This is a genomic window from Pseudomonas peradeniyensis (assembly GCF_014268935.2).
Classification (GTDB): Bacteria; Pseudomonadota; Gammaproteobacteria; order Pseudomonadales; family Pseudomonadaceae; genus Aquipseudomonas; species Aquipseudomonas peradeniyensis.
The window spans coordinates 799,097-821,085 of sequence record NZ_JABWRJ020000002.1 but is presented as its reverse complement, the minus strand read 5'-3'; the positions used below and the strand labels follow the sequence as shown (position 1 = coordinate 821,085).

At 64.3% G+C, this 21,989-nt stretch carries 19 protein-coding genes; 4 read left to right on the top strand and 15 right to left on the bottom strand.

Features of this window, described 5'->3' with window-relative positions:
• Positions 1 to 47 precede the first annotated feature (47 nt).
• The 9 genes from eprS to rplM all read right to left on the bottom strand — a co-directional run bounded on the left by eprS (position 48) and on the right by rplM (position 8,929).
• Complete coding sequence (gene eprS, locus HU751_RS13200) at positions 48 to 3,047, bottom strand: autotransporter serine peptidase EprS (protein ID WP_186731937.1); 3,000 nt, start codon at positions 3,045 to 3,047, stop codon at positions 48 to 50.
• Positions 3,048 to 3,290: 243 nt separating this feature from the next.
• Positions 3,291 to 3,887 (bottom strand): hypothetical protein, encoded by a 597-nt coding sequence (locus HU751_RS13195; RefSeq protein ID WP_217862543.1) that lies wholly within the window; start codon positions 3,885 to 3,887, stop codon positions 3,291 to 3,293.
• A 184-nt stretch (positions 3,888 to 4,071) separates the two neighbouring features.
• Positions 4,072 to 4,491 carry a ClpXP protease specificity-enhancing factor gene (locus HU751_RS13190; protein WP_050703835.1) on the bottom strand — a complete coding sequence of 140 codons (420 nt, stop codon included), beginning with the start codon at positions 4,489 to 4,491 and terminating at the stop codon, positions 4,072 to 4,074.
• A 12-nt stretch (positions 4,492 to 4,503) separates the two neighbouring features.
• Complete coding sequence (locus tag HU751_RS13185; protein WP_028689758.1) at positions 4,504 to 5,127, bottom strand: glutathione S-transferase N-terminal domain-containing protein; 624 nt, start codon at positions 5,125 to 5,127, stop codon at positions 4,504 to 4,506.
• Positions 5,128 to 5,244: 117 nt separating this feature from the next.
• On the bottom strand, positions 5,245 to 6,024 hold the full coding sequence (locus HU751_RS13180) for a cytochrome c1 (protein ID WP_050703833.1): 780 nt from the start codon (positions 6,022 to 6,024) through the stop codon (positions 5,245 to 5,247).
• Positions 6,024 to 7,235, bottom strand: a complete 1,212-nt coding sequence (locus HU751_RS13175; protein ID WP_046857021.1) for a cytochrome b — start codon at positions 7,233 to 7,235, stop codon at positions 6,024 to 6,026. Before HU751_RS13175 ends, HU751_RS13180 begins: the two co-directional genes overlap by 1 nt.
• Positions 7,235 to 7,828: a ubiquinol-cytochrome c reductase iron-sulfur subunit gene (gene petA, locus HU751_RS13170; protein ID WP_023628711.1), complete on the bottom strand. Its 594-nt coding sequence runs from the start codon at positions 7,826 to 7,828 to the stop codon at positions 7,235 to 7,237. The genes HU751_RS13175 and petA overlap by 1 nt, the downstream gene beginning before the upstream one ends.
• A gap of 265 nt (positions 7,829 to 8,093) precedes the next feature.
• Positions 8,094 to 8,486, bottom strand: a complete 393-nt coding sequence (rpsI, locus tag HU751_RS13165) for a 30S ribosomal protein S9 (protein WP_003260797.1) — start codon at positions 8,484 to 8,486, stop codon at positions 8,094 to 8,096.
• A gap of 14 nt (positions 8,487 to 8,500) precedes the next feature.
• Complete coding sequence (gene rplM, locus HU751_RS13160; protein WP_008097538.1) at positions 8,501 to 8,929, bottom strand: 50S ribosomal protein L13; 429 nt, start codon at positions 8,927 to 8,929, stop codon at positions 8,501 to 8,503.
• Between the two features lie 257 nt (positions 8,930 to 9,186).
• On the opposite strand from rplM, the gene HU751_RS13155 reads away from it, so the two are divergent.
• Both HU751_RS13155 and HU751_RS13150 read left to right on the top strand, forming a co-directional pair.
• Complete coding sequence (locus HU751_RS13155; protein WP_186731935.1) at positions 9,187 to 10,227, top strand: NADP(H)-dependent aldo-keto reductase; 1,041 nt, start codon at positions 9,187 to 9,189, stop codon at positions 10,225 to 10,227.
• Between the two features lie 270 nt (positions 10,228 to 10,497).
• The gene (locus tag HU751_RS13150) at positions 10,498 to 11,394 is read left to right on the top strand and encodes a GlxA family transcriptional regulator (protein ID WP_167388431.1); all 897 of its coding nucleotides are present in this window, start codon (positions 10,498 to 10,500) and stop codon (positions 11,392 to 11,394) included.
• Positions 11,395 to 11,469: 75 nt separating this feature from the next.
• Here the strand turns inward: HU751_RS13150 and zapE are convergent, their stop codons facing one another.
• The 3 genes from zapE to HU751_RS13135 form a co-directional block, all read right to left on the bottom strand.
• A complete protein-coding gene (gene zapE / locus HU751_RS13145) occupies positions 11,470 to 12,564 on the bottom strand; it encodes a cell division protein ZapE (RefSeq protein WP_186731934.1) in 1,095 nt (364 codons plus the stop codon).
• Positions 12,565 to 12,760: 196 nt separating this feature from the next.
• Positions 12,761 to 14,110, bottom strand: a complete 1,350-nt coding sequence (locus HU751_RS13140; RefSeq protein ID WP_186731933.1) for a tryptophan--tRNA ligase — start codon at positions 14,108 to 14,110, stop codon at positions 12,761 to 12,763.
• Between the two features lie 25 nt (positions 14,111 to 14,135).
• Positions 14,136 to 14,771, bottom strand: coding sequence for an alpha/beta hydrolase (locus tag HU751_RS13135; RefSeq protein WP_186731932.1), 636 nt, complete (start codon positions 14,769 to 14,771; stop codon positions 14,136 to 14,138).
• A gap of 135 nt (positions 14,772 to 14,906) precedes the next feature.
• On the opposite strand from HU751_RS13135, the gene HU751_RS13130 reads away from it, so the two are divergent.
• On the top strand, positions 14,907 to 15,344 hold the full coding sequence (locus tag HU751_RS13130) for a Z-ring associated ZapG family protein (protein WP_186731931.1): 438 nt from the start codon (positions 14,907 to 14,909) through the stop codon (positions 15,342 to 15,344).
• A gap of 112 nt (positions 15,345 to 15,456) precedes the next feature.
• Here the strand turns inward: HU751_RS13130 and mdeB are convergent, their stop codons facing one another.
• Together mdeB and HU751_RS13120 are read right to left on the bottom strand one after the other, a co-directional pair.
• Positions 15,457 to 18,138, bottom strand: a complete 2,682-nt coding sequence (mdeB, locus tag HU751_RS13125; RefSeq protein WP_225933319.1) for an alpha-ketoglutarate dehydrogenase — start codon at positions 18,136 to 18,138, stop codon at positions 15,457 to 15,459.
• A 33-nt stretch (positions 18,139 to 18,171) separates the two neighbouring features.
• Positions 18,172 to 19,368, bottom strand: coding sequence for a methionine gamma-lyase (locus HU751_RS13120; protein ID WP_186731929.1), 1,197 nt, complete (start codon positions 19,366 to 19,368; stop codon positions 18,172 to 18,174).
• Positions 19,369 to 19,495: 127 nt separating this feature from the next.
• Between HU751_RS13120 and HU751_RS13115 the strand changes: the two genes are divergently transcribed.
• On the top strand, positions 19,496 to 19,975 hold the full coding sequence (locus HU751_RS13115) for an Lrp/AsnC family transcriptional regulator (protein WP_028689769.1): 480 nt from the start codon (positions 19,496 to 19,498) through the stop codon (positions 19,973 to 19,975).
• A 104-nt stretch (positions 19,976 to 20,079) separates the two neighbouring features.
• Here HU751_RS13115 and cysN read toward each other — a convergent pair whose 3' ends face one another.
• Complete coding sequence (gene cysN / locus HU751_RS13110) at positions 20,080 to 21,981, bottom strand: sulfate adenylyltransferase subunit CysN (RefSeq protein WP_186731928.1); 1,902 nt, start codon at positions 21,979 to 21,981, stop codon at positions 20,080 to 20,082.
• Positions 21,982 to 21,989 lie beyond the last annotated feature (8 nt).

Here is a 21,989-nt window from a genome sequence, read left to right as displayed (position 1 = left end):
GTCACACTCCGTGTTGCAACGCCTGGCCCGTATCACGCCAGGGCGCTTCAGAACCGCCATTGCAGGTTGAGCCCTGCACCATGCTGTTGCTCGCGACTGGCCAGGCGCCCCTGGTAGTCCAGGCTCAGGTCCAGGTCGCGGGTCAGTCCCACCCGTGCCTGTAGCCCCACCAGCGCGGCATCGCGCAAGGCCGGCGCAGTCTCCACCCGAAACGGCAGGTCGCTGCCGGCGAAAGCCAGGTGCTCGCGATCCTGGGTGCCGCTCAGACGGTGCTGCCAGCCCAGGCTTGCCGCCAACTGCAGGTCTTGCTGCGGGCCCAGTTGCCATTGCTCGCGCCCACGCAGGCCCAAGGTGCTGAGCCAGGCATCACGCTGCTCGTCACCGGCATGCAGCGCCGCGGCATCGCCTTTCTCGTGGAAGCCGTCGCGTTCCAGGTGCTGGTAGGTCAGGTTGGCGAAAGGCTCCAGCTGCACTGCAGGCAATGCCAGGCGATAGGCCGCCTCGGCAAACACCTGCTGGCTGCGGGCATCGATCCGTGCGCGCTGGCGGCCAGACACCTCGCCATAGGCCAGGTCGCGCCGGACTTCGGCACGGTGCCAGCTGTGGCTGGCACCCAGGCTCAGGCGCAACTGGTCCAGGTCGTGGCGGGCATAGGCGCCCAGGTGGTAGCTGTCGACCGTGGCCCGGGAGTGGCTGCCGCCCATGCCCAGGGAGCTGTCGCTGTAGCCTGCGGCCAGGCCGGCCCGGGTCTGCTCGTCGAAGTCATGGTCCACGCCCAGCAGCATGCCGCCCAGGGAGCTGGTATAGGATTCGCTGCCCTGCACGCCCTCGATGCGTCCCCAGCTGCCCAGGCCCTTGAGCCAGAGCTGGGTCGAACCTGGCTCGCTGGCACTCGCTCCAGAAACGCTGGCATTCAGGGCAGGACCTTGCACGCGCTCGCCCAAGGTGTCGCGCAAGACCGAGCCCTGGCTGAGCAGCATCGAGTCCAGCGCCGGGTAGATCTCCCCGGCCAGCTGACGCAGGCCGTCCCGGGCCTGGTCCGCCGAGGTCGAAAGCAGCAGGCTTTCATACACGGGATTGCCCGGCCCCAGCCGCTCCACGGCGCCGCCGCTGGCGCGCTGGTTGGGCGTGGCGCCAACACTGGCGAACGTCGTGGCGCTACGCGTCACGTCCAGCTGCACGCCGTTGGCCGAATAATCGAGGAAGGTCCCCAGGAACAGGTAGTCGGGCTCGACCTGGGCGAAGCGCCCGTTGACGCCACCCGCGGCCTGCAGGATGTCGAACTGGCGCCCCACCAGGCTGGATACCGGGCCGCCGGCCAACAGGTTGGGCCGCGCCTGGGACTCCAGGCTGAGATTGGCGCCGCCGACACTGGCCTGACCAGCAACGACGAGCCGGTCGCTGGCCGTGGGCGACAGTTCCACCCGGTAGGTCGAGCCCGGCTGCAAGTCCAGGTTGCCAGCGACACTCAAGATGCCGATGGAGTTACCCGGGGCCACCACGCCCCCGGCGCTGGCGGTCAGGGCGCCGACCCGCCCGTTACCGCCCAGGGTACCGCCCGCGTTGACCGTCACCGCCGATTGCAGGCTGCCGTTGACCGCCAGCAGGCCGCCATCGACGCGGGTCGGGCCGCGGTAGCTGCTGTCCCCCGTGAGCTCGAGCCAGCCAGCCCCGGACTTGACCAGGCTGCCCTGATAGACCCGCTGCGCGGCAGCCGCGTCGCGGGCCATGCCCAGGGCATAGTCGCTGCGATCCTGCTGGCTGGCGCCCGCTGCCAGGCCATGCTCCCAGCCGCGATCCTTGAGGGTCTGCTGCCAGGCCTGGCGTTCCGCGGCGTCCTCGCTTTGACGCTGCACCAAGGCCTGGTCGGAGATGCCGTTGCTCCAGGTATCGCCCTGCCCGCGCCCCAGGTTGACGTCGAATTCACCCAACAACTGCCCGGGGCCGTGCAACGCCCGGCCCAGGTCCGGAACGCCCCAGCCTACCCGCTCGCTGGGTCCCTGAGTCGGCGAGCCGTCAAGCTGGCGCGAGGTGGTCAGCAGCACTTGCAGGGCCTGCTGGTTGTTCAGGTAGGGATAGCGCTGCATGACCAGGGCCAAGGCCCCTGTGGCATGAGGTGCGGCCATCGAGGTGCCGTTGTAGGTGGCGTAGCCGCCACCGGGCACGGTACTGCTGATCGCCGCGCCCGGGGTCGCCAGGCACCAGTACTTGGCGATGCCGCACTGGTTGTATTTCTGCTGGTTGTTCTTGTCCAGGCCCGACACTGCCAGCCAGTGACCTTCCAGCTCCGGCTGGAAGTACGGCAGCGCCGAGCGCACGCTGGCGTTGGCATAGCCGCTGTTGCCGGCGCTGAATACGTTGATCACGCCGCGGCGCGCCACGTCGCCGGCGGCGTCGAGCCAGGTGTCCTGCTGGAAATGCTGGGCATAGGCCGCGCGCAAGCCGTCCAGGGTCTGGTAGCTAACATCCTTGGGCTGGCTGCCCCAGCTGTTGTTGATGGCCCGCACACCGGCGTCCACCAGGGCATCGTAGACCGCCTTGAAATACTTGGGGTCAGGGCCGGGACCGAACAAAAACTTGTCGTCGTGGTTGGTGTTGCCCACGTAGACCTGGGCATTGAAGGCCACGCCATGCATGCCAGCGCCATCACGGGCCGCACCCATGGTGCCGGTGACATGGGTGCCATGGCTGTCGTTGGCGCCATTGAGCACCCCGGACACGCTGAACGGAGTGCCGTCCAGATACTGGCCGGTGGCGGTAACCGAGTGAAAACGTCCGGGACTGGCTTCGGGATGGGCGGCATCGAACCCCGAGTCCAGGGCGCCGATGCTGACCCCGGCGCCGGTGATGCCGGCGGCATAGGCTTGGCTCGCCTGCATGCGCTCCAGGCCCCAGTCCTGCTGGTACTCGGCCGACCGCCAGCTGGCGGGGTCGCCCGGGCGACCGGTTTCCTGGTAGGCCGCCGCAGCAGACAGCGGCAGTCCGGTGGCGAACGCCAGGCACAGGGTGCCCGTCAGCGCCTTGAGCTGATCACATCTCACATCCATGTCGATGACTACTCTTGTTTTTGTTGTCGGGTCGCCCGTCCTGGGTCGACCGGTGTGTCGCTGCACTGCCTGGCCGCAAGGCCCCATCGAGCCAGAGGCGGTCGCGCGCCACTGGCCAGGTTACTTCGGCCTCAGGCCAGGAGGCAGCCTTCGGCTGCAAGTCGTGAGCTTCTGAAATTGGTTACGATATGTCAATCGGCGATGATAAATAGCCAACAGCTGTCACAAAACCCAGGTATGCGCTCAAGGCCCTTCGTACTTGAGAATCGAAAATACCGTGGGCAAGCTGAGCAGGTAGGCCGCCTGCATGGAGTTCCTGCCTTGTGCCAGTGCCTGTAGGTATCCCAGGTGAGCCAGATAGGCTCGGGCCATGAAGGGTTTGTTCGCAAAGTAGGCTTTGCACGCGTTCGAGTCCATTGCTCCCAGCATTCCACCCGGTGCCTGAAAGCGCGTGAAGGCATCCTGGGCCGAGCTGGCCCGCGCATCGCCCTGCAGGGTCAAGGCCCGGCTGGAGTCCCGGACCATGGCGGAAATCTCCTCGACCGCCGGACATCCCTTACCACCCTGATCCTTCCAATGGTTGATATACAGATCGAGGGTTTTCAGACTTGAAAACTCGTCCGGCATGCCGAGCATCATGAAGTTGAGCATGGCCAGGTTGACCAGGGCGCATCGAGCGTCCACGCCGCGGCAGATCTCAGGTTTCATCACCCACTCGCGCAAGGCTGGCGTAGGGTTCAACGACAATGCCCTGAGAAACAGCACTTCGTCGGGGTCAGGTTGCGACCGAGTGTCGTGCAGCACTGCATAGCCGCCGACACGCTCGATGGCCCACTGCATCTGGTGCGCCCTGACCTGCAACCAGGCGAACCAGACCAACACCCCCACGGCGATGGCTACGCCGCACAGCAGTAACCCCCGCCAACATCTCCTGCCGATCCCCGCCACTACGCTGATTCCTTTCACTCATCCGTTGACAGCCCATGAGGCTCGCGTAGAGGCCGGGATCGCCTTGCGGCGTGGCTTACTTGACCACCTTCAGGCTTGGACGGCCACTCGGGCGCGGCGGCTCGGGCGGACCTTGGTCATCCGGCTCCACGGCGTCGTCTTCAAGATCATCCTCGTCCTCGAGCGGCGGCTCCAGTTCGAAGACCATGCCCTGGCCGTTCTCCCGGGCGTAGATCCCGAGGATGGCGCCGACCGGCACATAGAGCGAGTGCGCCACGCCGCCGAAGCGGCCTTCGAAGCTCACCGCCTCGTTGTCCATGTGCAGGCTGCGCACGGCACTGGGGGAAATGTTCAGGACGATCTGGCCATCGCTGGCGAAACCTTGGGGCACCTGGACTGCCGGATACTCGGCATTGACCAGCATATGCGGCGTGCAATCGTTGTCGACGATCCACTCGTACAGCGCACGAACCAGATAGGGGCGACTGGAGTTCATCAACGGTTCCTCTTAAACCTTGCGCATTTCACGTTCGGCAGCGGACAGGCTCGCCTGGAAAGGCTCGCGGGCGAACTGTCGCTCCATGTAATCCAGCAGCGGCTTGGCCTGCCGCGGCAATTCGATCCCCATCACCGGCAAACGCCAGAGAATGGGCAGTAGACAGCAATCGACCAGGCTTTGCTCCTCGCTCATGAAGCAGGCCATCTCGCCGAACAGCGGGGCCACGCCGGTCAGGCTCTCGCGCAGTTCCTTGCGCGCCTGGGTGCGTGCCGCCTCGCTGCTGCGCGCATCGAGCACGGTGTCGGCCAGGGCGCACCAGTCACGCTGGATGCGGTGCATCAGCAGGCGGCTGTTGCCCCGGGCCACCGGGTAGACCGGCATCAGCGGCGGATGCGGGTAACGCTCCTCGAGGTACTCCATCACCACGGTCGACTCGTACAGCGCCAGGTCGCGATCGACCAGGGTCGGCAGGCTGCCGTAAGGGTTCACTTCAATCAGCTTGGGCGGCAGGCGATTGGCGTCGACATCGATGATCTGCACCGTGACGCCTTTTTCCGCGAGCACCAGGCGGACCCGATGAGAGTAATGATCAGCGGGGTCGGAATAGCAGGCTAACCTGTTGGTTGCGCCCATGTAGCGCCTCCTCGCACGGGATGCTTGTAAAACTGTAAATGAAAACGCGCCCGGGGCGCCCCAGCACTATCGCTGGAGCCCCCCGGGCGCGTTCAACTACCAGAAACTACTGCGTGATCAGTGCACGTCCTTCCAGTATTCGCGCTTGAGCAAGTAGGCGAACACGAAGAAGAAAGCCAGGTACAGCAACACGTAGGTACCGATGCGCTGGCTTTCCAGTTTGACCGGGTTGGCCGAATAGGCCAGGAAGGTCACCAGGTTCTTGACCTTCTCGTCGAACTGCTCGGCCGTCAGGGTACCGGATTTCTCCTCCACGGTCAGCTGGTCGCACGCCTCATGGGTCAGCGGGCTGCCGGTCAGCGGGTCGAACTGCTTCTTGCCGTCGACCTCGGTCTGCACCTGCTTGCAACCGATCACCTGGTTGCCCTGCAGGCCCACCAGCACGTTGGGCATGCCGACGTTGGGGAAGACCTTGTTGTTCACCCCGTAAGGCCGCGACTTGTCCTCGTAGAAGCTGCGCAGGTAGGTGTACAGCCAGTCGTTGCCACGCACCCGGGCGACCAGGGTCAGATCGGGTGGCGCGGCGCCGAACCAGGTCTTGGCATCGTTCGGCTGCATGCCGATCTTCATGTGGTCGCCGATCTTGGCGCCGGTGAACACCAGGTTCTCGAGCATCAGCTCGTGGGGAATTCCCAGGTCGTCGGCGACGCGCTCGTAACGCTGGAACTTGGCGCTGTGGCAACCCATGCAATAGTTGGCGAAGGTCCGCGCGCCATCCTGCATCGCGGCCTTGTCGGTCAGGTCGATATCGACCTTGTCCAGTTCCAGGCCATGTTCGGCGGCGAACGACAGGCTAGGCATCAGTGCCAGCAAGCATACTGCAATCAACTTTTTCATCAGCCAGTCACCCTTTCCGGAACCGGTTTGGTCTTCTCGAGCCTTGTGTAGAACGGCATCAGCAGGAAGTAGGCGAAGTACAACACCGTGCACACCTGCGACAGCAAGGTACGCCCCGGGGTTGGCGCCAGTACGCCCAGCACGCCAAGGATGACGAAGGACACGCAGAACACCAGCAACCAGATCTTGCTCAGCCAGCCTTTGTAACGCATGGAGCGCACGGGACTGCGGTCGAGCCAGGGCAACACGAACAGCACGGCGATCGCCGCCCCCATGGCGATGACCCCGAACAGCTTGTCGGGCACCGCACGGAGGATCGCGTAGAACGGCGTGAAGTACCACACAGGCGCGATGTGCTCAGGGGTCTTGAAGGCGTTGGCCTGCTCGAAGTTCGGTTTTTCCAGGAAGTAGCCACCCATTTCCGGGAAGAAGAACACCACCGCGCAGAACACGAAGAGGAACACCACCACGCCGGCGATATCCTTGACGGTGTAGTACGGGTGGAACGGGATGCCATCCAGCGGGATGCCGTTCTCGTCCTTTTTCTTCTTGATGTCCACGCCATCGGGGTTGTTCGACCCCACTTCATGCAGCGCCAGGATATGCAGCACCACCAGGCCGAGGATCACGATCGGCAGGGCCACCACATGCAGGGCGAAGAAGCGGTTCAGGGTGATGCCGGAGATCAGGTAGTCACCGCGGATCCACTGGGTCAGGTCGTCACCGATGACCGGGATCGCGCCGAACAGCGAGATGATCACCTGGGCGCCCCAGTAGGACATCTGGCCCCACGGCAGCAGGTAGCCCATGAACGCCTCGGCCATCAGCGCCAGGTAGATCAGCATGCCGAACAGCCAGACCAGCTCGCGTGGCTTCTGGTAGGAGCCGTAGAGCAGCCCGCGGAACATGTGCAGGTAGACCACGATGAAGAACGCCGAGGCGCCGGTGGAGTGCAGGTAGCGCAGGATCCAGCCGTACTCGACGTCGCGCATGATGTACTCGACCGAGGCGAAGGCCTCTTCCGCCGAGGGGGTGAAACTCATGGTCAGCCACACGCCGGTGACGATCTGGTTGACCAGCACCAGCAGTGCCAGGGAGCCGAAGAAGTACAGGAAGTTGAAGTTCTTGGGCGCGTAATACTTGCTCAGATGGTCTTCCCACATCTTCGTCGCGGGGAAGCGCGCATCGATCCACTCCATGAACTTGCTCATCATGCGTTCTCCTGATCGACGCCGATGACGATGATTTCGTCCGACTCGTACGAGTGCGGTGGCACTGGCAGGTTGAGAGGCGCCGGCTGGGACTTGTAGACCCGGCCAGCCAGGTCGTAGTGCGAACCGTGGCACGGGCAGAAATAGCCACCGACCCATTTCGGGCCGAGGTCGGCGGGAGCGACTTCAGGACGGAACGTCGGCGAGCAACCCAGGTGCGTGCACAGGCCGACCAGGATGAGGATCTCGGGCTTGATCGAGCGAACTTGCGGATCGACGTAGGTCGGCTGCACCGACGCCTTGGATTCGGGGTCGGACAGCTCACCGGTGATCTTTTTCAGATTGCCGAGGATCTCTTCCGTTCGCCGCACGATGAATACAGGTTGACCGCGCCACTCGGCCACCATCTGCTGGCCGGGCTCGACCTTGGCGATATTGACCTTCACCGGTGCCCCTGCGGCTTTCGCCTTGGCACTGGGAAACCATGACCCCACGAACGGTACCGCAGCCCCCACTGCCCCCGCTGCCCCGACCACGGATGTCGCGGCTACGAGGAAGCGGCGCCGGCCTGCGTTGACGCCGTCATTGCTCATTCAGTCCTCTCCCATCAGCTTGCTTGGCCTGCTCTAACAGGCATCTACTTAGGTATGTCTGTGGCACTAAAAATTGGCCGCAATGGTAAGGAACAAATCCACACGCTGACAAGGTGATTACCCGCTCGTCGGGCTACAACCCTCGCTTTGCTTGATCTGTGTCTATGCGACAAACGGCCACGGACTGACAGAGAGGTTAGTTCAAGACATAAAAAAAGCCCGGTTCCAAAAAGGAACCGGGCTTTTTTCGACTGCCGAAGCGGTATTAACGCTTGGAGTACTGAGGACGCTTACGCGCTTTACGCAGACCCACTTTCTTACGCTCGACTTCACGAGCGTCGCGGGTGACGTAGCCAGCACGACGCAGGGCGCCACGCAGGGTTTCGTCGTATTCCATCAGGGCGCGGGTGATGCCGTGGCGGATTGCACCGGCTTGACCGCTGACACCACCACCGGAAACGGTGACGTAGATGTCGAACTTCTCAACGGTCTCGGTCAGTTCCAGCGGCTGGCGAACAACCATGCGAGCGGTTTCGCGGCCGAAGAACACGTCCAGAGAACGGTTGTTGATGGAAATGTTGCCAGTGCCCGGACGCAGGAATACACGTGCGGTTGCGGTCTTGCGACGGCCAGTGCCGTAGTTTTGAGTCGCCGACATAATGAACTATCCCGTTAGATCTTCAGTTCTTGAGGCTGCTGAGCAGTGTGTGGGTGAGCTGCACCCGCGTACACTTTCAGCTTGCGGTACATGTCGCGACCCAGCGGGTTCTTCGGCAGCATGCCTTTGACCGCGGTTTCGATAACACGCTCAGGGGCCTTGGCGATCAACTTCTCGAAGTTGATTTCCTTGATACCGCCCGGGAAGCCGGAGTGGGAGTAGTACATCTTGTCGGAAGACTTGGCACCAGTCACACGGATTTGCTCGGCGTTGATGACGACGATGTAGTCGCCGGTGTCAACGTGAGGGGTGTATTCTGGCTTGTGCTTGCCACGCAGGCGGCTAGCGATTTCGGTAGCCAGACGACCCAGGGTCTGACCAGCGGCGTCGACTACGAACCACTCGCGCTTTACTGTTTCCGGTTTAGCAGTAAAAGTTTTCATTCTCTAAAGCCTCAGAGGCCGCCCAGCGAAAAATAGACGGCGAATCTTACTGGATAGTGCACAGCTTGCCAAGGGCAAGCGCGCAGCCGAACGCTGACGCTTTTGGGGGCTCGGGTCGGGCACGCCAATGTTCGACAAGGGTTCCCCTGCATGGTGGTGCATCACTTCCGCCACACGGAGAGGGGCCGAATTATCCAGATTGCAGGAAAAATTTCAACCTGCTTTTATGGGCCTCTTTACCATGGAGCGTCTTCCCGATGGAATACCGCAAGCTCGGCCGTACCGACCTCAACGTCAGCGCCCTGTGCCTGGGCACCATGACCTGGGGCGAGCAGAACACCCAGGATGACGCCTTCGCCCAGATCAAGCTGGCCAAGGCCCACGGCATCAACTTCATCGACACCGCCGAGATGTACCCGGTGCCACCGCGCCCGGAAACCTACGCCGCCACCGAGCGCATCATCGGCAACTGGTTCGCCGCCAACGGCGACCGTGACGACTGGATCCTGGCCAGCAAGGTCGCCGGCCCCGGCAACGGTATCAGCCACATCCGCGACGGCCAGCTCAGGCACAACCGCCAGCACATCGTCGCCGCCCTGGACGAGAGCCTGAAGCGCCTGCGGACCGACCGCATCGACCTGTACCAGCTGCACTGGCCCGAGCGCAGCACCAACTTCTTCGGCAAGCTCGGCTACCAGCACCTGCCCCAGGATATCTTCACCCCGCTGGAGGAAACCCTGGAGGTGCTCGACGACCAGGTCCGCGCCGGCAAGATCCGCCACATCGGCCTGTCCAACGAAACCCCATGGGGCACCCTGAAGTTCCTGCACCTGGCCGAGACCCGCGGCTGGCCACGGGCGGTGTCGATCCAGAACCCTTACAACCTGCTCAATCGCAGCTTCGAGGTGGGCCTGGCGGAAGTCGCGATCCGCGAGCAGTGCGGGTTGCTGGCCTATTCGCCGCTGGCCTTTGGCATGCTCTCGGGCAAGTACGAAAACGGCGCTCGCCCGGCGAACGGCCGCCTGACCCTGTTCAGCCGCTTCGCTCGCTACTCCAACCCGCAGACCGTGGCAGCCTGCAGCCGTTATGTGCAACTGGCCCGCGAGCATGGGCTGGACCCGGCGCAGATGGCCCTGGCGTTCGTGACGCGCCAGCCGTTCGTGACCAGCAACATCATTGGTGCGACGACGGTGGAGCAGCTGCAAAGCAACATCGACAGCCTGGCCCTGAACCTGGGCGATGAGCTGCTGGCGGCGATCGAGGCGATTCACCAGGAGCAGCCGAATCCGGCGCCTTGAGCTGACGACCCATCGCGGGGCAAGCCCGCTCCCACAAGTCTTTGCGATTAACGTGGGAGCGGGCTTGCCCCGCGATGGGGATCGTACTTTTGCGGGGTAGACACAATCGCCAAAAAATAAGACGATCCAGCCGGTGATTGACCACTCTACCCTATAAGAACAATGACAATGATGTTTACCCAACCCTCCGCGTCCTTGCGGCGCGTCAGCATCCTGGCCGTGGATAAAGTGTTCGCTTCGACACTGATGCAGGCCAAGGATTTCTTCCACCTGGCCAGCCTGCGCTACAGCAAGCAGCTGGGCCTGGGCCTGCAGCCGATGTTCGAGATCGGCCTGGTGAGCCCGGACGGCTTGCCCGTGGACAGCTTCAGCAACGTGCAGCTGCCGGTCGACAGCGGCCTGAACGACGCCGACGTGATCATCCTGCCGGCCTTCTGGGACGACTTCGACAACCTGCTGCAACGCTACCCCCAGGTCCTGCCCTGGCTGCGCGAGCAGCATGCCCGCGGCGCGGTACTGTGCGCCGAGGCCAGCGGCGTGTTCTGGTTGGCCGAATCCGGGCTGCTCGATGGCAAGGAGGCAACCACCTACTGGCGCTTCTTCGCCAGCTTCGCCGAGCGCTTCCCGAAGATCCGCCTGAACCAGGACAAGCACCTGACCGACGCCGACAACCTGTACTGCGCCGGCGGCACCACCTCAGCCTGCGACCTGTACATCTACCTGATCGAGCGTTTCTGCGGCGCCAACGTGGCCCGCGCCGTGGCCCGCGACATCCTCTACGAGGTGCAGCGCAGCTACACGCCGGGGCGCATGGGTTTCGGCGGCCAGAAGCTGCACCAGGACCTGATCATCCTGCAGATCCAGCACTGGCTCGAGGAGCACTTCGCCGACAAGTTCCGCTTCGAGGACGTGGCCCGCAACCACGGCATGAGCATCCGCAACTTCATGCGCCGCTTCCAGAGCGCCACCGGCGACAAGCCCCTGCACTACCTGCAACGGCTACGGATCGAGACAGCCAAGGGCCTGCTGTCGAGCACGCGCAAGAGCATCAAGACCATCAGCTATGAGGTGGGGTACGACGACGCGAGCTTCTTCGCTCGGTTGTTCCGCCAGCACACCGAGCTGTCGCCGAACCAGTATCGGCAGCAGTTCATGCAGGAAGCCTGAAAACCATCGCGGGGCAAGCCCGCTCCCACGGACCGGTGGGAGCGGGCTTGCCCCGCGATGGTTTGCCGCGTTGGTTTACGGCTTGTGCGCCCGCGACAGGAACTCGTGGGACTGCATCTCCAGCAACCGGCTCAGGGTACGCTGGAACTCGAAGCTCAGGCGTCCGCCGGTATACAGATCCTTCAGCTCCACTTCCGCCGAGATGATCAGCTTCACGTTACGGTCGTAGAACTCGTCGACCATGTTGATGAAGCGCCGGGCGATATCGTCGGTGGTCACGCCCATCTGCTCGACATTGCTCAGCAGCACAGCGTGGAAGATCTTGCCCAGTTCGATGTAGTCGTTCTGGCTGCGGGGCCCATCGCACAGGGCGCGGAAGTCGAACCAGGCGACGTCGTCACAGGTGCGCAGGGCGTGAATCTCGCGGTTTTCGATCATCAGCACGTCGTTCTCGACGGCCTGGGTGCACTCCGGAGTCAGCGCCTTGAAGCTCGCCCGCAAGCTCTCATGGGCTGCGGCGTCGAGCGGGAAGTGGAACAGTTCGGCCTGCTCCAGATGGCGCAACCGGTAGTCCACGCCGCTGTCGACGTTCACCACGTCGGTGTACTGCTTGATCATGGCGATGGCCGGCAGGAAGCGCGCGCGCTGCAGGCCGTCCTTGTACAGGCCGTCGGGGACGATGTTGGAGGTGGCCACCAGCGACACGCCGTTCTTGAACAGCTCTTCCATCAGGGTGCCGAGGATCATCGCATCGGTGATGTCGGAGACGAAGAACTCGTCGAAGCAGATCACCTTGGCCTCGTCGCTGAAGCGCTTGGCGATGATGGTCAGCGGGTTCTTCTCGCCCTTGAGGGTCTTCATCTCCTCGTGGACGCGCTTCATGAAGCGGTGGAAGTGCGTGCGCATCTTCTGCTTGAACGGCAGCGCTTCATAGAAGGTGTCGACCAGGTAGGTCTTGCCTCGCCCTACCCCGCCCCAGAAATACAGGCCCTTGACCGGCGTCTGCTCCTTCTTGCCGAACAGCTTGCCGAACATGCCCGGCTTGTTGTTCTGCGCGCGCACCAGGTCGTCGTACAGGCGCTGCAGGTGACGCACCGCAGTTTCCTGCGCCGCGTCATGGAAGAAGTCGGGACGTTTCAGATCTGCTTGATATCGTTCTAGGGGCGTCATGATTTCGTTAGCGAGGCAACAAAAAACGGGCCGTCACTGTAGCGACCGGCCCGCCTGATGGCAATGATACATGCGACCAATGCGCGCAGGAATCAACCTCGTGGGAGCGGGCTTGCCCCGCGATGGCGTCGGAAAACAAAGCTTTGTTGCATGATCCAACGCCAATCGCGGGGCAAGCCCGCTCCCACGAAACCCATTACTCCTGAACGGGTTGCAGCGCTTCGCGCAGGCTCTGGACCGCCGCATCACGGGCCTCGGCGGCCTCGAACTGCGGCCCGTCGGCAACCTGCTCGCCCTCCAGCCACAGGCTGAAGCTCAGTCCCTCGACCCGTACATCGGCCTCGCCACCTTGCTGCAGTTGCTTGCTCACCGCACCGGCGCTCTTGCCATCGGCGAAGCTGCGCGACAGCAGCAGTTGCTCGCCATCGGCGGCCAGCAGGCGGAAGCGGAAACTGCCGTCCTCGTCGCGGAAGCTGACGAAGCGGGCAGTCTTGGCAGCCTTCTTCTTCACTTCAGTGGTGGCTTGCACGGTGGTGCGGAACGAGCGCAGGCCAACCGCCTCGCGCAGTTGCTCCAGGAACGGCGTGGCGATCTTGCGGGCCTTGGCGGCGCCGGCAAGGAGAATGTCCTCCAGGTCCGACGGGCGCGAGATCAGCTGGTGGTAGTGCTCGCGCTTTTCGGCCAGCTGGCCGTCGAGCAGCTGGAACAGGCGCTGCTTGGCCTCGCCCCAGCCCAGGCCCTGCATCAGCTCTTCACGGAACGCGGCGCATTGCGCCGGCGTGGAGAAGGCCTGGAACAGGGTGAACAGGTGCGCATTGTCCGGATCCTTGGCCTCGCCCGGCGCCTTGGAGTCGGTGACGATGCGCGAGATGGCGTCCTTCATGTCCTTGGCGCTGGTGAACAGCGGGATGGTGTTGTCGTAGCTCTTGGACATCTTGCGACCGTCCAGGCCCGGCAGGGTGGCGACGCTCTCCTCGATCACCGCTTCCGGCAGGGCGAAGAAGTCCTTGCCCTGGCCGAACAGGTGGTTGAAGCGCTGGCCGATGTCGCGGGCCATTTCCACGTGCTGGATCTGGTCGCGGCCGACCGGCACCTTGTTGGCGTTGAACATCAGGATGTCGGCAGCCATCAGCACCGGGTAGCTGAACAAGCCCATGGTCACGCCGGCGTCCGGGTCTTCGCCGGCCTCGACGTTCTTGTCCACCGAGGCCTTGTAGGCGTGGGCACGGTTGAGCAGGCCCTTGGCGGCGACACAGGTCAGCAGCCAGGTCAGCTCGGGGATCTCGGGGATGTCCGACTGGCGGTAGAAGGTCACCTTGTCCGGATCCAGGCCGCCGGCCAGCCAGGTGGCGGCGATCTCCAGGCGCGAGCGCTGGATGCGCTGCGGGTCGTCGCACTTGATCAGGGCGTGGTAGTCGGCCAGGAAGTAGAACGAGTCGACGCCGGGCTGCTGGCTGGCGAGGATGGCCGGGCGGATGGCGCCGGCGTAGTTGCCCAGGTGCGGGGTGCCGGTGGTGGTGATACCGGTGAGGATGCGCGTGGTCATGGCTGTTCGCTTATTCAGGCTTGGCTCAGTTCGAAAGGCGCGGCAGCAGCAGATCCTTCAGATCGGTCAGCTTGCCATGGAAGAAGTGTCCGCATTCTGCCACTTTCAGCAGCTCATGGGGGCGCGACAGGTCATTCGACCAGTCGTAGACCAACTGCGGGTCGACCACTTCGTCGGTGTCCGGCTGCACCACTGTGAGGGCGACGCGCTCGGGCAACGGGAACTGTTCGTTCAGGCGCATCACCGCCGGGGCAATCATGAACAGCTGCTGCAGGGCCACGCCCCCGGCCTCCAGGCGGCCGGCCAGGCTGGCGGCGACGAAACCACCGAAGGAGAAGCCCATCAGCACCAGCGGCAGTTCGGGATGCTGCTCGCGCAGCCAGGCTGCGGCGGCCTCGGCGTCGGCCACTTCACCAGCGCCCATGTCATGGCTGCCGGCACTCTGGCCGACACCACGGTAGTTGAAGCGCAGGGTGACGTAGCCGGCGTCGCGGGCAGTGCGTTGCAGGGTCGACACCACCTTGTTGAGCATGGTGCCGCCCTGGACCGGGTTGGGGTGGCAGATCAGCACCGCGCCACGGGCGTCGGCCACGTCCAGGTACAAGGCTTCCAGCTGGCCGCACGGGCCATCGATGAACAAGGGTGTTTCGCGGATAAGCAAGGCACTACTCCGTGACCTCGAGGAGGGTCGACTCGTCTAGCTGAGGAATTCTGTTCTGATTTGCGATCGCTCGCGGTATACAGCGCAGGTCTGAGCCGTTAACGTAAAGCAAAGCCGTTTATAGAGGAAGGACTCGTGGAACACTCGCTCCTTGTTTGGTTGCTGCCGACCCTGGCCCTGGTTGTCGGCGTCGGCGTCGGTTTCGCAGTGGCCCGCCTGCTGCCCAACGCGGCACCGAGCAACACCCAACGCCAGCTGGATGACATCCAGCAGCGCTTCGACAATTACCAGAATGAAGTGGTGACCCACTTCAACAGCACTGCCTCGCTGGTCAAGAAACTGACCCAGAGCTACCAGGACGTCCAGGATCACCTGGCCGACGGCGCCAACCGCCTGGCCCTGGACGAGCTGACCCGCCAGCGCCTGCTGGCCGCGCTGCACTCGGAAGCCGCGCAAGGCCCGCGCGATCGCCTGACGCCGCCGAAGGACACCGCCGAGGTGCCGCGCGACTATGCACCAAAGGCCCCTAACTCGCCGGGCATGCTCGACGAGAGCTACGGGCTCAAGCGCTGAGTCGATGACATGCAAAAGGCCTCGAAAGAGGCCTTTTTTGTGGGCAGGATCTACCCGCCATATCACTCCGTGGGAGCGGGCTTGCCCCGCGATAGAGCTGGCACAGGCCACCTCACCGATACCAGGCCGCCCCCTCCTCGCCAATCCCATAGCGCGCCCTCGCCTGCCCGAGCACATCCGCCGGCAACACGCCCTGGCACACCAGCCCGTACAATGCCGCCAATACCACGGCATGCCGATCCACCTCGAAGAACCGACGCAGTTGCTGACGCGTATCACTGCGCCCGAAACCATCGGTGCCCAGGGTGATGTAGGGCGCCTGCACATACTCGGCAATCAGTTGCGGCCAGGCACGCACATAGTCGCTGGCCGCAATCACCGGGGCATCACCGGGCAGGCAACGACGCACATGACAATCTCCCTGCTCCCCGGCCATCGCCAGGCGTTGCGCATCCCTGGCCCCACGCGCCAGCTCGCTGAAGCTGGTGACGCTGAACACCTCGCTGTCGATCTGCCAATCACTGGCCAGCAACTCGCCGGCGGCGATCACCTCGCGCAGGATAGTGCCCGAGCCCAGCAATCGCACCTGGCCACGGGACGCTGCCGAGGCATGCCGGGCAAACCGGTACATGCCTCGCAATACATCCTCGTGCACGTCCTCGGGCAACGACGGCTGCGGGTAGTTTTCATTCATCACCGCCACGTAGTGGAACTCGTCCCGCTGCTCCACCAGCATGCGCCGTGCGGCATGGTCGAGGATCACCGCCAGCTCGCCGGCAAAGCACGGGTCCCAGGCACGGCAATTGGGCACCATGGAAGCCATGACCAGGCTCGAGCCGTCCTGGTGCTGCAGCCCCTCGCCACCCAGCGTGGTACGCCCCGCGGTGGCGCCGAGCAACAGGCCGCGGGCGCGCTGGTCGGCGGCGGCCCAGATCAGGTCGCCGACCCGCTGGAAGCCGAACATCGAGTAATAGATATACACCGGCAGCATCGCCTCGCCATGCACCGCATAGGCGGTCGCCGCCGCGATCCAGGAAGAGATCGCCCCGGCCTCGGTGATGCCCTCCTCCAGCAACTGGCCGTCGCGCGCTTCCTTGTAGACCAGCAGCGAGCCGGCGTCCTCCGGCTCATAGCGTTGCCCCTGGGGCGAGTAGATGCCGATCTGGCGGAACAGGCTGGCCATGCCGAAGGTCCGCGCTTCGTCGGCGACGATCGGCACCACCCGCGGCCCCAGCCCCGGCACCTTGAGCCAGTTGCCGAGCATCCGCACGGCGGCCATGGTGGTGGACATTTCCTTGTCCTCGGCGCGCAGGGCAAAGCCGGCGAAGCTGTCCAGGTCCGGCACGGGCAGGCCGGCGCAATCGCTGCGCCGCACCGGCAGCGGCCCGCCCAGTGCCTCGCGGCGCTGGCTCAGGTAGATCATCTCCGGGCTGTCGGCGGCCGGACGGTAGAAGCGAAGCTGCTCCACTTCCTCGTCCGACAGCGGCAGGTGGAAGCGGTCGCGGAAGGCCAGCAGTGCCTGCACATCGAGCTTCTTGGCCTGGTGCGCGGTCATCCGCGACTCACCGGCACTGCTCATGCCGTAGCCTTTCTTGGTCTTGGCCAGGATCACCGTCGGCCGGCCCTTGCAGGCCTTGGCCGCGGCATAGGCGGCATGCAGCTTGCGAAAATCGTGGCCACCGCGCTTGAGGGCGTTGATCTCGTCAGCGCTCATATGCGTCACCAGGCGCTGCAAGGCCGGGTTCTGCTTGAAGAAGTGCTCGAGGTTGTAGCTGCCGTCCTTGGCGCCGAGAGTCTGGAACTGCCCGTCGGGTGTCGCCGCCAGCTGGCGCAGCAGCGCATGCTCATGATCCCGGGCGAACAGCGCGTCCCACTCCGAGCCCCAAAGCACCTTGATCACGTTCCAGCCGGCGCCGCTGAACAGCGCTTCGAGCTCCTGGATGATCTGGCCGTTGCCACGCACCGGGCCGTCCAGGCGCTGCAGGTTGCAGTTGACGATGAAGGTCAGGTTGTCCAGGCCTTCGCGGGCGGCCAGGGTCAGGCCGGCGATCGACTCTGGCTCGTCCATCTCGCCATCGCCGAACACGCCCCACACATGCCGCGCCGAAGTATCGAGCAGACCGCGGTGCTGCAGGTAGCGCATGAACCGGGCCTGGTAGATGGCATTGAGCGGGCCGATGCCCATGGAGCCGGTAGGGAACTGCCAGAAATCGGGCATCAGCCAGGGATGCGGATAGGAGCACAGGCCGTTGCCGGCGACCTCCTGGCGGTAGTTGGCCAGTTGCGTCTCGCTCAGGCGTCCCTCGAGGAAGGCGCGGGCATAAATGCCCGGCGCCGAGTGCGGCTGGAAGAACACCAAATCGCCACTGCGCTGCGCGCCGCCGCCCTCGCCCCGGAAGAAATGCTGGAAGCCGACCTCGAAGATTTCCGCCGCCGAGGCATAGCTGGCGATATGCCCGCCCAGCTCGCCGTAGGCATGGTTGGCCCGCACCACCATGGCCAGGGCGTTCCAGCGCAGGATGCCGGTGAGTCGCTCGTCCAGTTCCAGGTCGCCCGGATAGTTGCCCTGCTGCTCCACCGGCAAGGTGTTGCGGTAGGCCGAGAAGGCCTGGGTCTCACGCTCCAGGCCCAGCTCCAGGGCATGGGCCTGCAGGCGCTGCAGCAGGTAGCGCGCCCGCGCCGGGCCGCAGTGGGCCAAGGTCGAGGACAGGGCCTCGCACCACTCGGCGGTTTCCCCGGGGTCACTGTCCAGGGCGGCTTCCAGGGCCGTCAACGGCTCGTTCGGGTTCATCATCGCTACCATCGCGCAGGCCTCATCCGTGGCGGTTCAGGCACAGGCCTTCAGGGCCTGGGCAATGTCGGCGAGCAGGTCGTCGATGTCTTCCAGCCCCACCGACAGGCGCACCAGCCCTTCCGAGATGCCATGCTCGGCACGCTCCTGCTGGGTATAGCTGGAGTGGGTCATGCTCGCCGGGTGCTGGGCCAGCGACTCGGCATCGCCCAGGCTCACCGCGCGACTGAACAGCTGCAGGGCGTTCATGAAGCGACGACCGGCCTCGATCCCGCCCTTGAGTTCGAAGGCGATCATGCCGCCCGGCAGGCGCATCTGCCGCTGGGCCAGCGCGTACTGCGGGAAGGATGGCAGGCCCGGGTAATGCAGCAGCTCGACCTGTGATTGTTCGGCGAGGAACTCGGCCACCTGCTGGGCATTGGCGCAGTGACGGTCCATGCGCAGGGCCAGGGTCTTGATGCCGCGCATCAGCAGCGCCGCGTCATGGGGCGACAGCACCGCGCCGGTCATGTCCTTGAGGCCTTCCAGGCGGATGCGGTCGACCAGCGCCTTGCGCCCGACCACCAGACCGGCGGTGATGTCGCCATGCCCGGACAGGTACTTGGTGGCCGAATGCACCACCAGGTCCACGCCCAGCTCCAGCGGGCGTTGCAGGTAGGGCGTGCAGTAGGTGTTGTCGACCACGATGCTCAAATCATGGCCACGGGCGGCATCGACCACCGCGGCGATATCCACCAGCTGCATGTTGGGGTTGGCCGGGGTTTCGAAATAGATCATCCGCGTCTTCGGCGTGATCGCGGCCTGCAGTGCCGGGATGTCGTTGAGGTCGACATGGCGGATCTTCACGCCAAACTCGCCGATACCGTGGTGCAGGTAGGCGAAGGTGCAGCCGTACAGGGTGCTGCCGACGATCAGCTCGTCACCGGGGCGTAGCAGGGTCCATAGCGTGGCGGTGATGGCGCCCATGCCGGAGGCCAACGCCAGCCCGGCCTCGCCCCCTTCCAAAGACGCCATGCGCTGCTCGAGCAGGGCCAGGGTCGGATTGGAAATGCGGCTATAGAAATGCCCCGGTTGCTCGCCCGCGAAGCAGGCGGCGCCGTACTCGACGGTGGGGAAGGCATAGGTGGCGGTCTGGTAAACCGGCGGCACCAGGGCGCCGCCGTGGGACAGCGGGTCATAGCCATGGTGGATGGCCCGCGTGGAGAAACCGGTGTTCTTGTTGGAGTCGCGCATGGCAACAGCCTCTTGTGGTTTGTTATAAGCTTATGCCACCAAGCTGCCGCGCTTTTTCCAAACTTGCCCACGCAATTGCGCAAGTTTTGAAAGAAAAACAACAAAAACAGAACCAGGAGGGCAAGACATGCCTTCAGCTCTTGACCGTACCGACCGCGCCCTGCTCGCCGCCCTGCAGGACAACGCCCGCCTGACCGTTTCCGAACTTGCCGACCAGGTTGCCCTGACCACTTCGCCCTGCTGGCGGCGGGTCAAGCTGCTGGAGGACAACGGCTACATCACCGGCTACCAGGCCATTCTTTCGCCCAAGTCGCTGGGCTTCGGGGTGACCGCGTTCGTCAGCATCATGATGGACTCGCACACCAAGGAGATGGCCCTGGCGTTCGAGCAGCGGCTGATGGAGATTCCCGAGATCGTCGCCTGCCACAACATCTCCGGGCGCTATGACTTTTTGCTGGAGATCCTGGCGCGGGACCTGGAGTCGTTCGGCGAATTCACCCGGGAGGTGCTGCAACGCTTGCCGGGGGTGAAGGAGATCTATTCGAGTTTTTCGTACAAGGCGGTGAAGGAGCGGCGGGTGATTCCCGTTTCCGAGAAACACATCTAGAGAGTCGGGGGCGCGCTGCGCCCCGTTCACGGCACAAGGCCGCTCCTACACTGAACCAAACAAAAAACCCCGCCGAAGCGGGGTTTCTTAGATCACGCGGTTACTCAGATCGCACCACGCTGACGCAGCACATCCAGCACCAGCTTCACGCCCTCATCGACGCTGACCGACTGGGTGTCGATCACCAGGTCCGCATCCAGCGGCACATCGAACGGGAAGCTCTCGCCCGGAATGTTGTCGCCACCGGCCGCGTACAGCCCCTGCGGATCACGCTCACGGCACACCAGCGGCGACGCCTGCACATAGACGGTGACCAGACGCTCCTTGCCGATCAGCGCCTTGGCCTGCTCGCGGCCTTCGGCATCCGGGGCAACGAACGCTGCCAGGGTCAGCAGGCCGGCTTCGTTGAACTGGCGCGCCACATGGGCGGCGCGGCGCCAGTTCTCGGTGCGACCGGCGCGGTCCTGCGGCAGGCCCTTGTTCAGGTCGTGGCGCAGGTTCTGGCCATCGAGCACATAGACCGCACGGCCCATGTCGAACAGCTTGCGCTCCACGGCATAAGCCAGGGTGCTCTTGCCGGCGCCGGACAGGCCGCTGAACAGCACGGTGGCCGGCTGCTGGCCGAAGCGCAGGGCACGCTCCTCGGTGGACACATGGGCCAGCTTGCCGTGCTGGCCGGTGCTGCCGTGCGGCAGTACCGGCGGGGCGATGATCATGCCGGCGCCGACGGTGCCGTTGGTCAGGCGGTCGATGACGATGAACGCGCCGGTGGTGCGGTTGCTCTCGTAGCCGTCCAGGGCGATGGCGCTGTCCAGCGCGACCTTGACCCGGCCGATCTCGTTGAGCTGCAGCGCGCTGGCGGCGCCCTGCTCCAGGGTACTCACATCGACCTTGTGGGTAATGCTGGCAATCGAGCCCGGCACGTAGCTGGTGGCGCGCTTGATGTCGTATTTCTTGCCCGGGAGCATCGGCTCCTCGGCCATCCACACCAGCATGGCGTCGAACTGGTCGGTGACCGACGGTACGTTGTCGGCATGCACCAGCAGGTCGCCACGGGAGATGTCGATCTCGTCCTCCATGGTCAGGGTCACGGCCTGGCCGGGGCCGGCGTTCTCCAACTCGCCTTCATAGGTGACGATGGACTTGACCCGGCTGCTCTTGCCCGACGGCAGCACGACGATCTCGTCACCCTTGTGCACCACGCCACCGGCGATGGTGCCGGCGAAGCCACGGAAGTTCAGGTTCGGACGGTTGACGTACTGCACCGGGAAACGCAGGTCGGTGACGTTGCGGTCGGCGGCGATCTCGACGGTCTCGAGGATCTCCATCAACGCCGGCCCCGTGTACCACGGCGAACGCTCGCTGCGGTTGACCACGTTGTCGCCCTTGAGCGCCGACATCGGCACGAAGTGCAGGCTGCTCGGCTTGAGGTTGATGCCCTCGGCGAACTTCAGGTAGTCGGCCTTGATCGACTCGAAGACCTGCTCGTCGAAGCCCTTGAGGTCCATCTTGTTGACCGCGACGACGATGTGCTTGATGCCCAGCAACGAGGCGATGTAGCTGTGCCGGCGGGTCTGGGTCTGCACGCCGTAGCGGGCGTCGACCAGGATGATCGCCAGGTCGCAGGTGGACGCGCCGGTGGCCATGTTGCGGGTGTACTGCTCGTGGCCCGGGGTGTCGGCGATGATGAACTTGCGCTTGGCGGTGGAGAAATAGCGGTAGGCGACATCGATGGTGATGCCCTGCTCGCGCTCGGCCTGCAGGCCGTCCACCAGCAGCGCCAGGTCGACTTCCTCGCCAGTGGTGCCGGATTTTTTCGAATCGCGGGTGATGGCCTCGAGGTGGTCCTCGTAGATCATCTTCGAGTCGTGCAGCAGGCGCCCGATCAGGGTGCTCTTGCCGTCGTCCACGTTGCCGCAGGTCAGGAAGCGCAGCAGCTCTTTACGCTCGTGCTGGGCCAGGTAGGCGAGGATGTCCTCGCTGATCAAATCGGATTGGTGCGACATGAGGAAAC

Bases quoted from the DNA above. Each gene is read 5' to 3' on its own strand.
- HU751_RS13155 (WP_186731935.1), top strand. From the start codon at position 9,187: ATGGAATACCGCAAGCTCGGCCGTACCGACCTCAACGTCAGCGCCCTG.
- rplM (WP_008097538.1), bottom strand. From the start codon at position 8,929: ATGAAAACTTTTACTGCTAAACCGGAAACAGTAAAGCGCGAGTGGTTC.
- HU751_RS13115 (WP_028689769.1), top strand. From the start codon at position 19,496: ATGCCTTCAGCTCTTGACCGTACCGACCGCGCCCTGCTCGCCGCCCTG.
- HU751_RS13190 (WP_050703835.1), bottom strand. From the start codon at position 4,491: ATGAACTCCAGTCGCCCCTATCTGGTTCGTGCGCTGTACGAGTGGATC.
- HU751_RS13140 (WP_186731933.1), bottom strand. From the start codon at position 14,110: ATGACCACGCGCATCCTCACCGGTATCACCACCACCGGCACCCCGCAC.
- cysN (WP_186731928.1), bottom strand. From the start codon at position 21,981: ATGTCGCACCAATCCGATTTGATCAGCGAGGACATCCTCGCCTACCTG.
- petA (WP_023628711.1), bottom strand. From the start codon at position 7,828: ATGAGCAATGACGGCGTCAACGCAGGCCGGCGCCGCTTCCTCGTAGCC.
- eprS (WP_186731937.1), bottom strand. From the start codon at position 3,047: ATGGATGTGAGATGTGATCAGCTCAAGGCGCTGACGGGCACCCTGTGC.
- HU751_RS13180 (WP_050703833.1), bottom strand. From the start codon at position 6,024: ATGAAAAAGTTGATTGCAGTATGCTTGCTGGCACTGATGCCTAGCCTG.
- HU751_RS13120 (WP_186731929.1), bottom strand. From the start codon at position 19,368: ATGCGCGACTCCAACAAGAACACCGGTTTCTCCACGCGGGCCATCCAC.
- mdeB (WP_225933319.1), bottom strand. From the start codon at position 18,138: ATGATGAACCCGAACGAGCCGTTGACGGCCCTGGAAGCCGCCCTGGAC.
- zapE (WP_186731934.1), bottom strand. From the start codon at position 12,564: ATGACGCCCCTAGAACGATATCAAGCAGATCTGAAACGTCCCGACTTC.
- rpsI (WP_003260797.1), bottom strand. From the start codon at position 8,486: ATGTCGGCGACTCAAAACTACGGCACTGGCCGTCGCAAGACCGCAACC.
- HU751_RS13195 (WP_217862543.1), bottom strand. From the start codon at position 3,887: ATGCAGTGGGCCATCGAGCGTGTCGGCGGCTATGCAGTGCTGCACGAC.
- HU751_RS13175 (WP_046857021.1), bottom strand. From the start codon at position 7,235: ATGAGCAAGTTCATGGAGTGGATCGATGCGCGCTTCCCCGCGACGAAG.
- HU751_RS13185 (WP_028689758.1), bottom strand. From the start codon at position 5,127: ATGGGCGCAACCAACAGGTTAGCCTGCTATTCCGACCCCGCTGATCAT.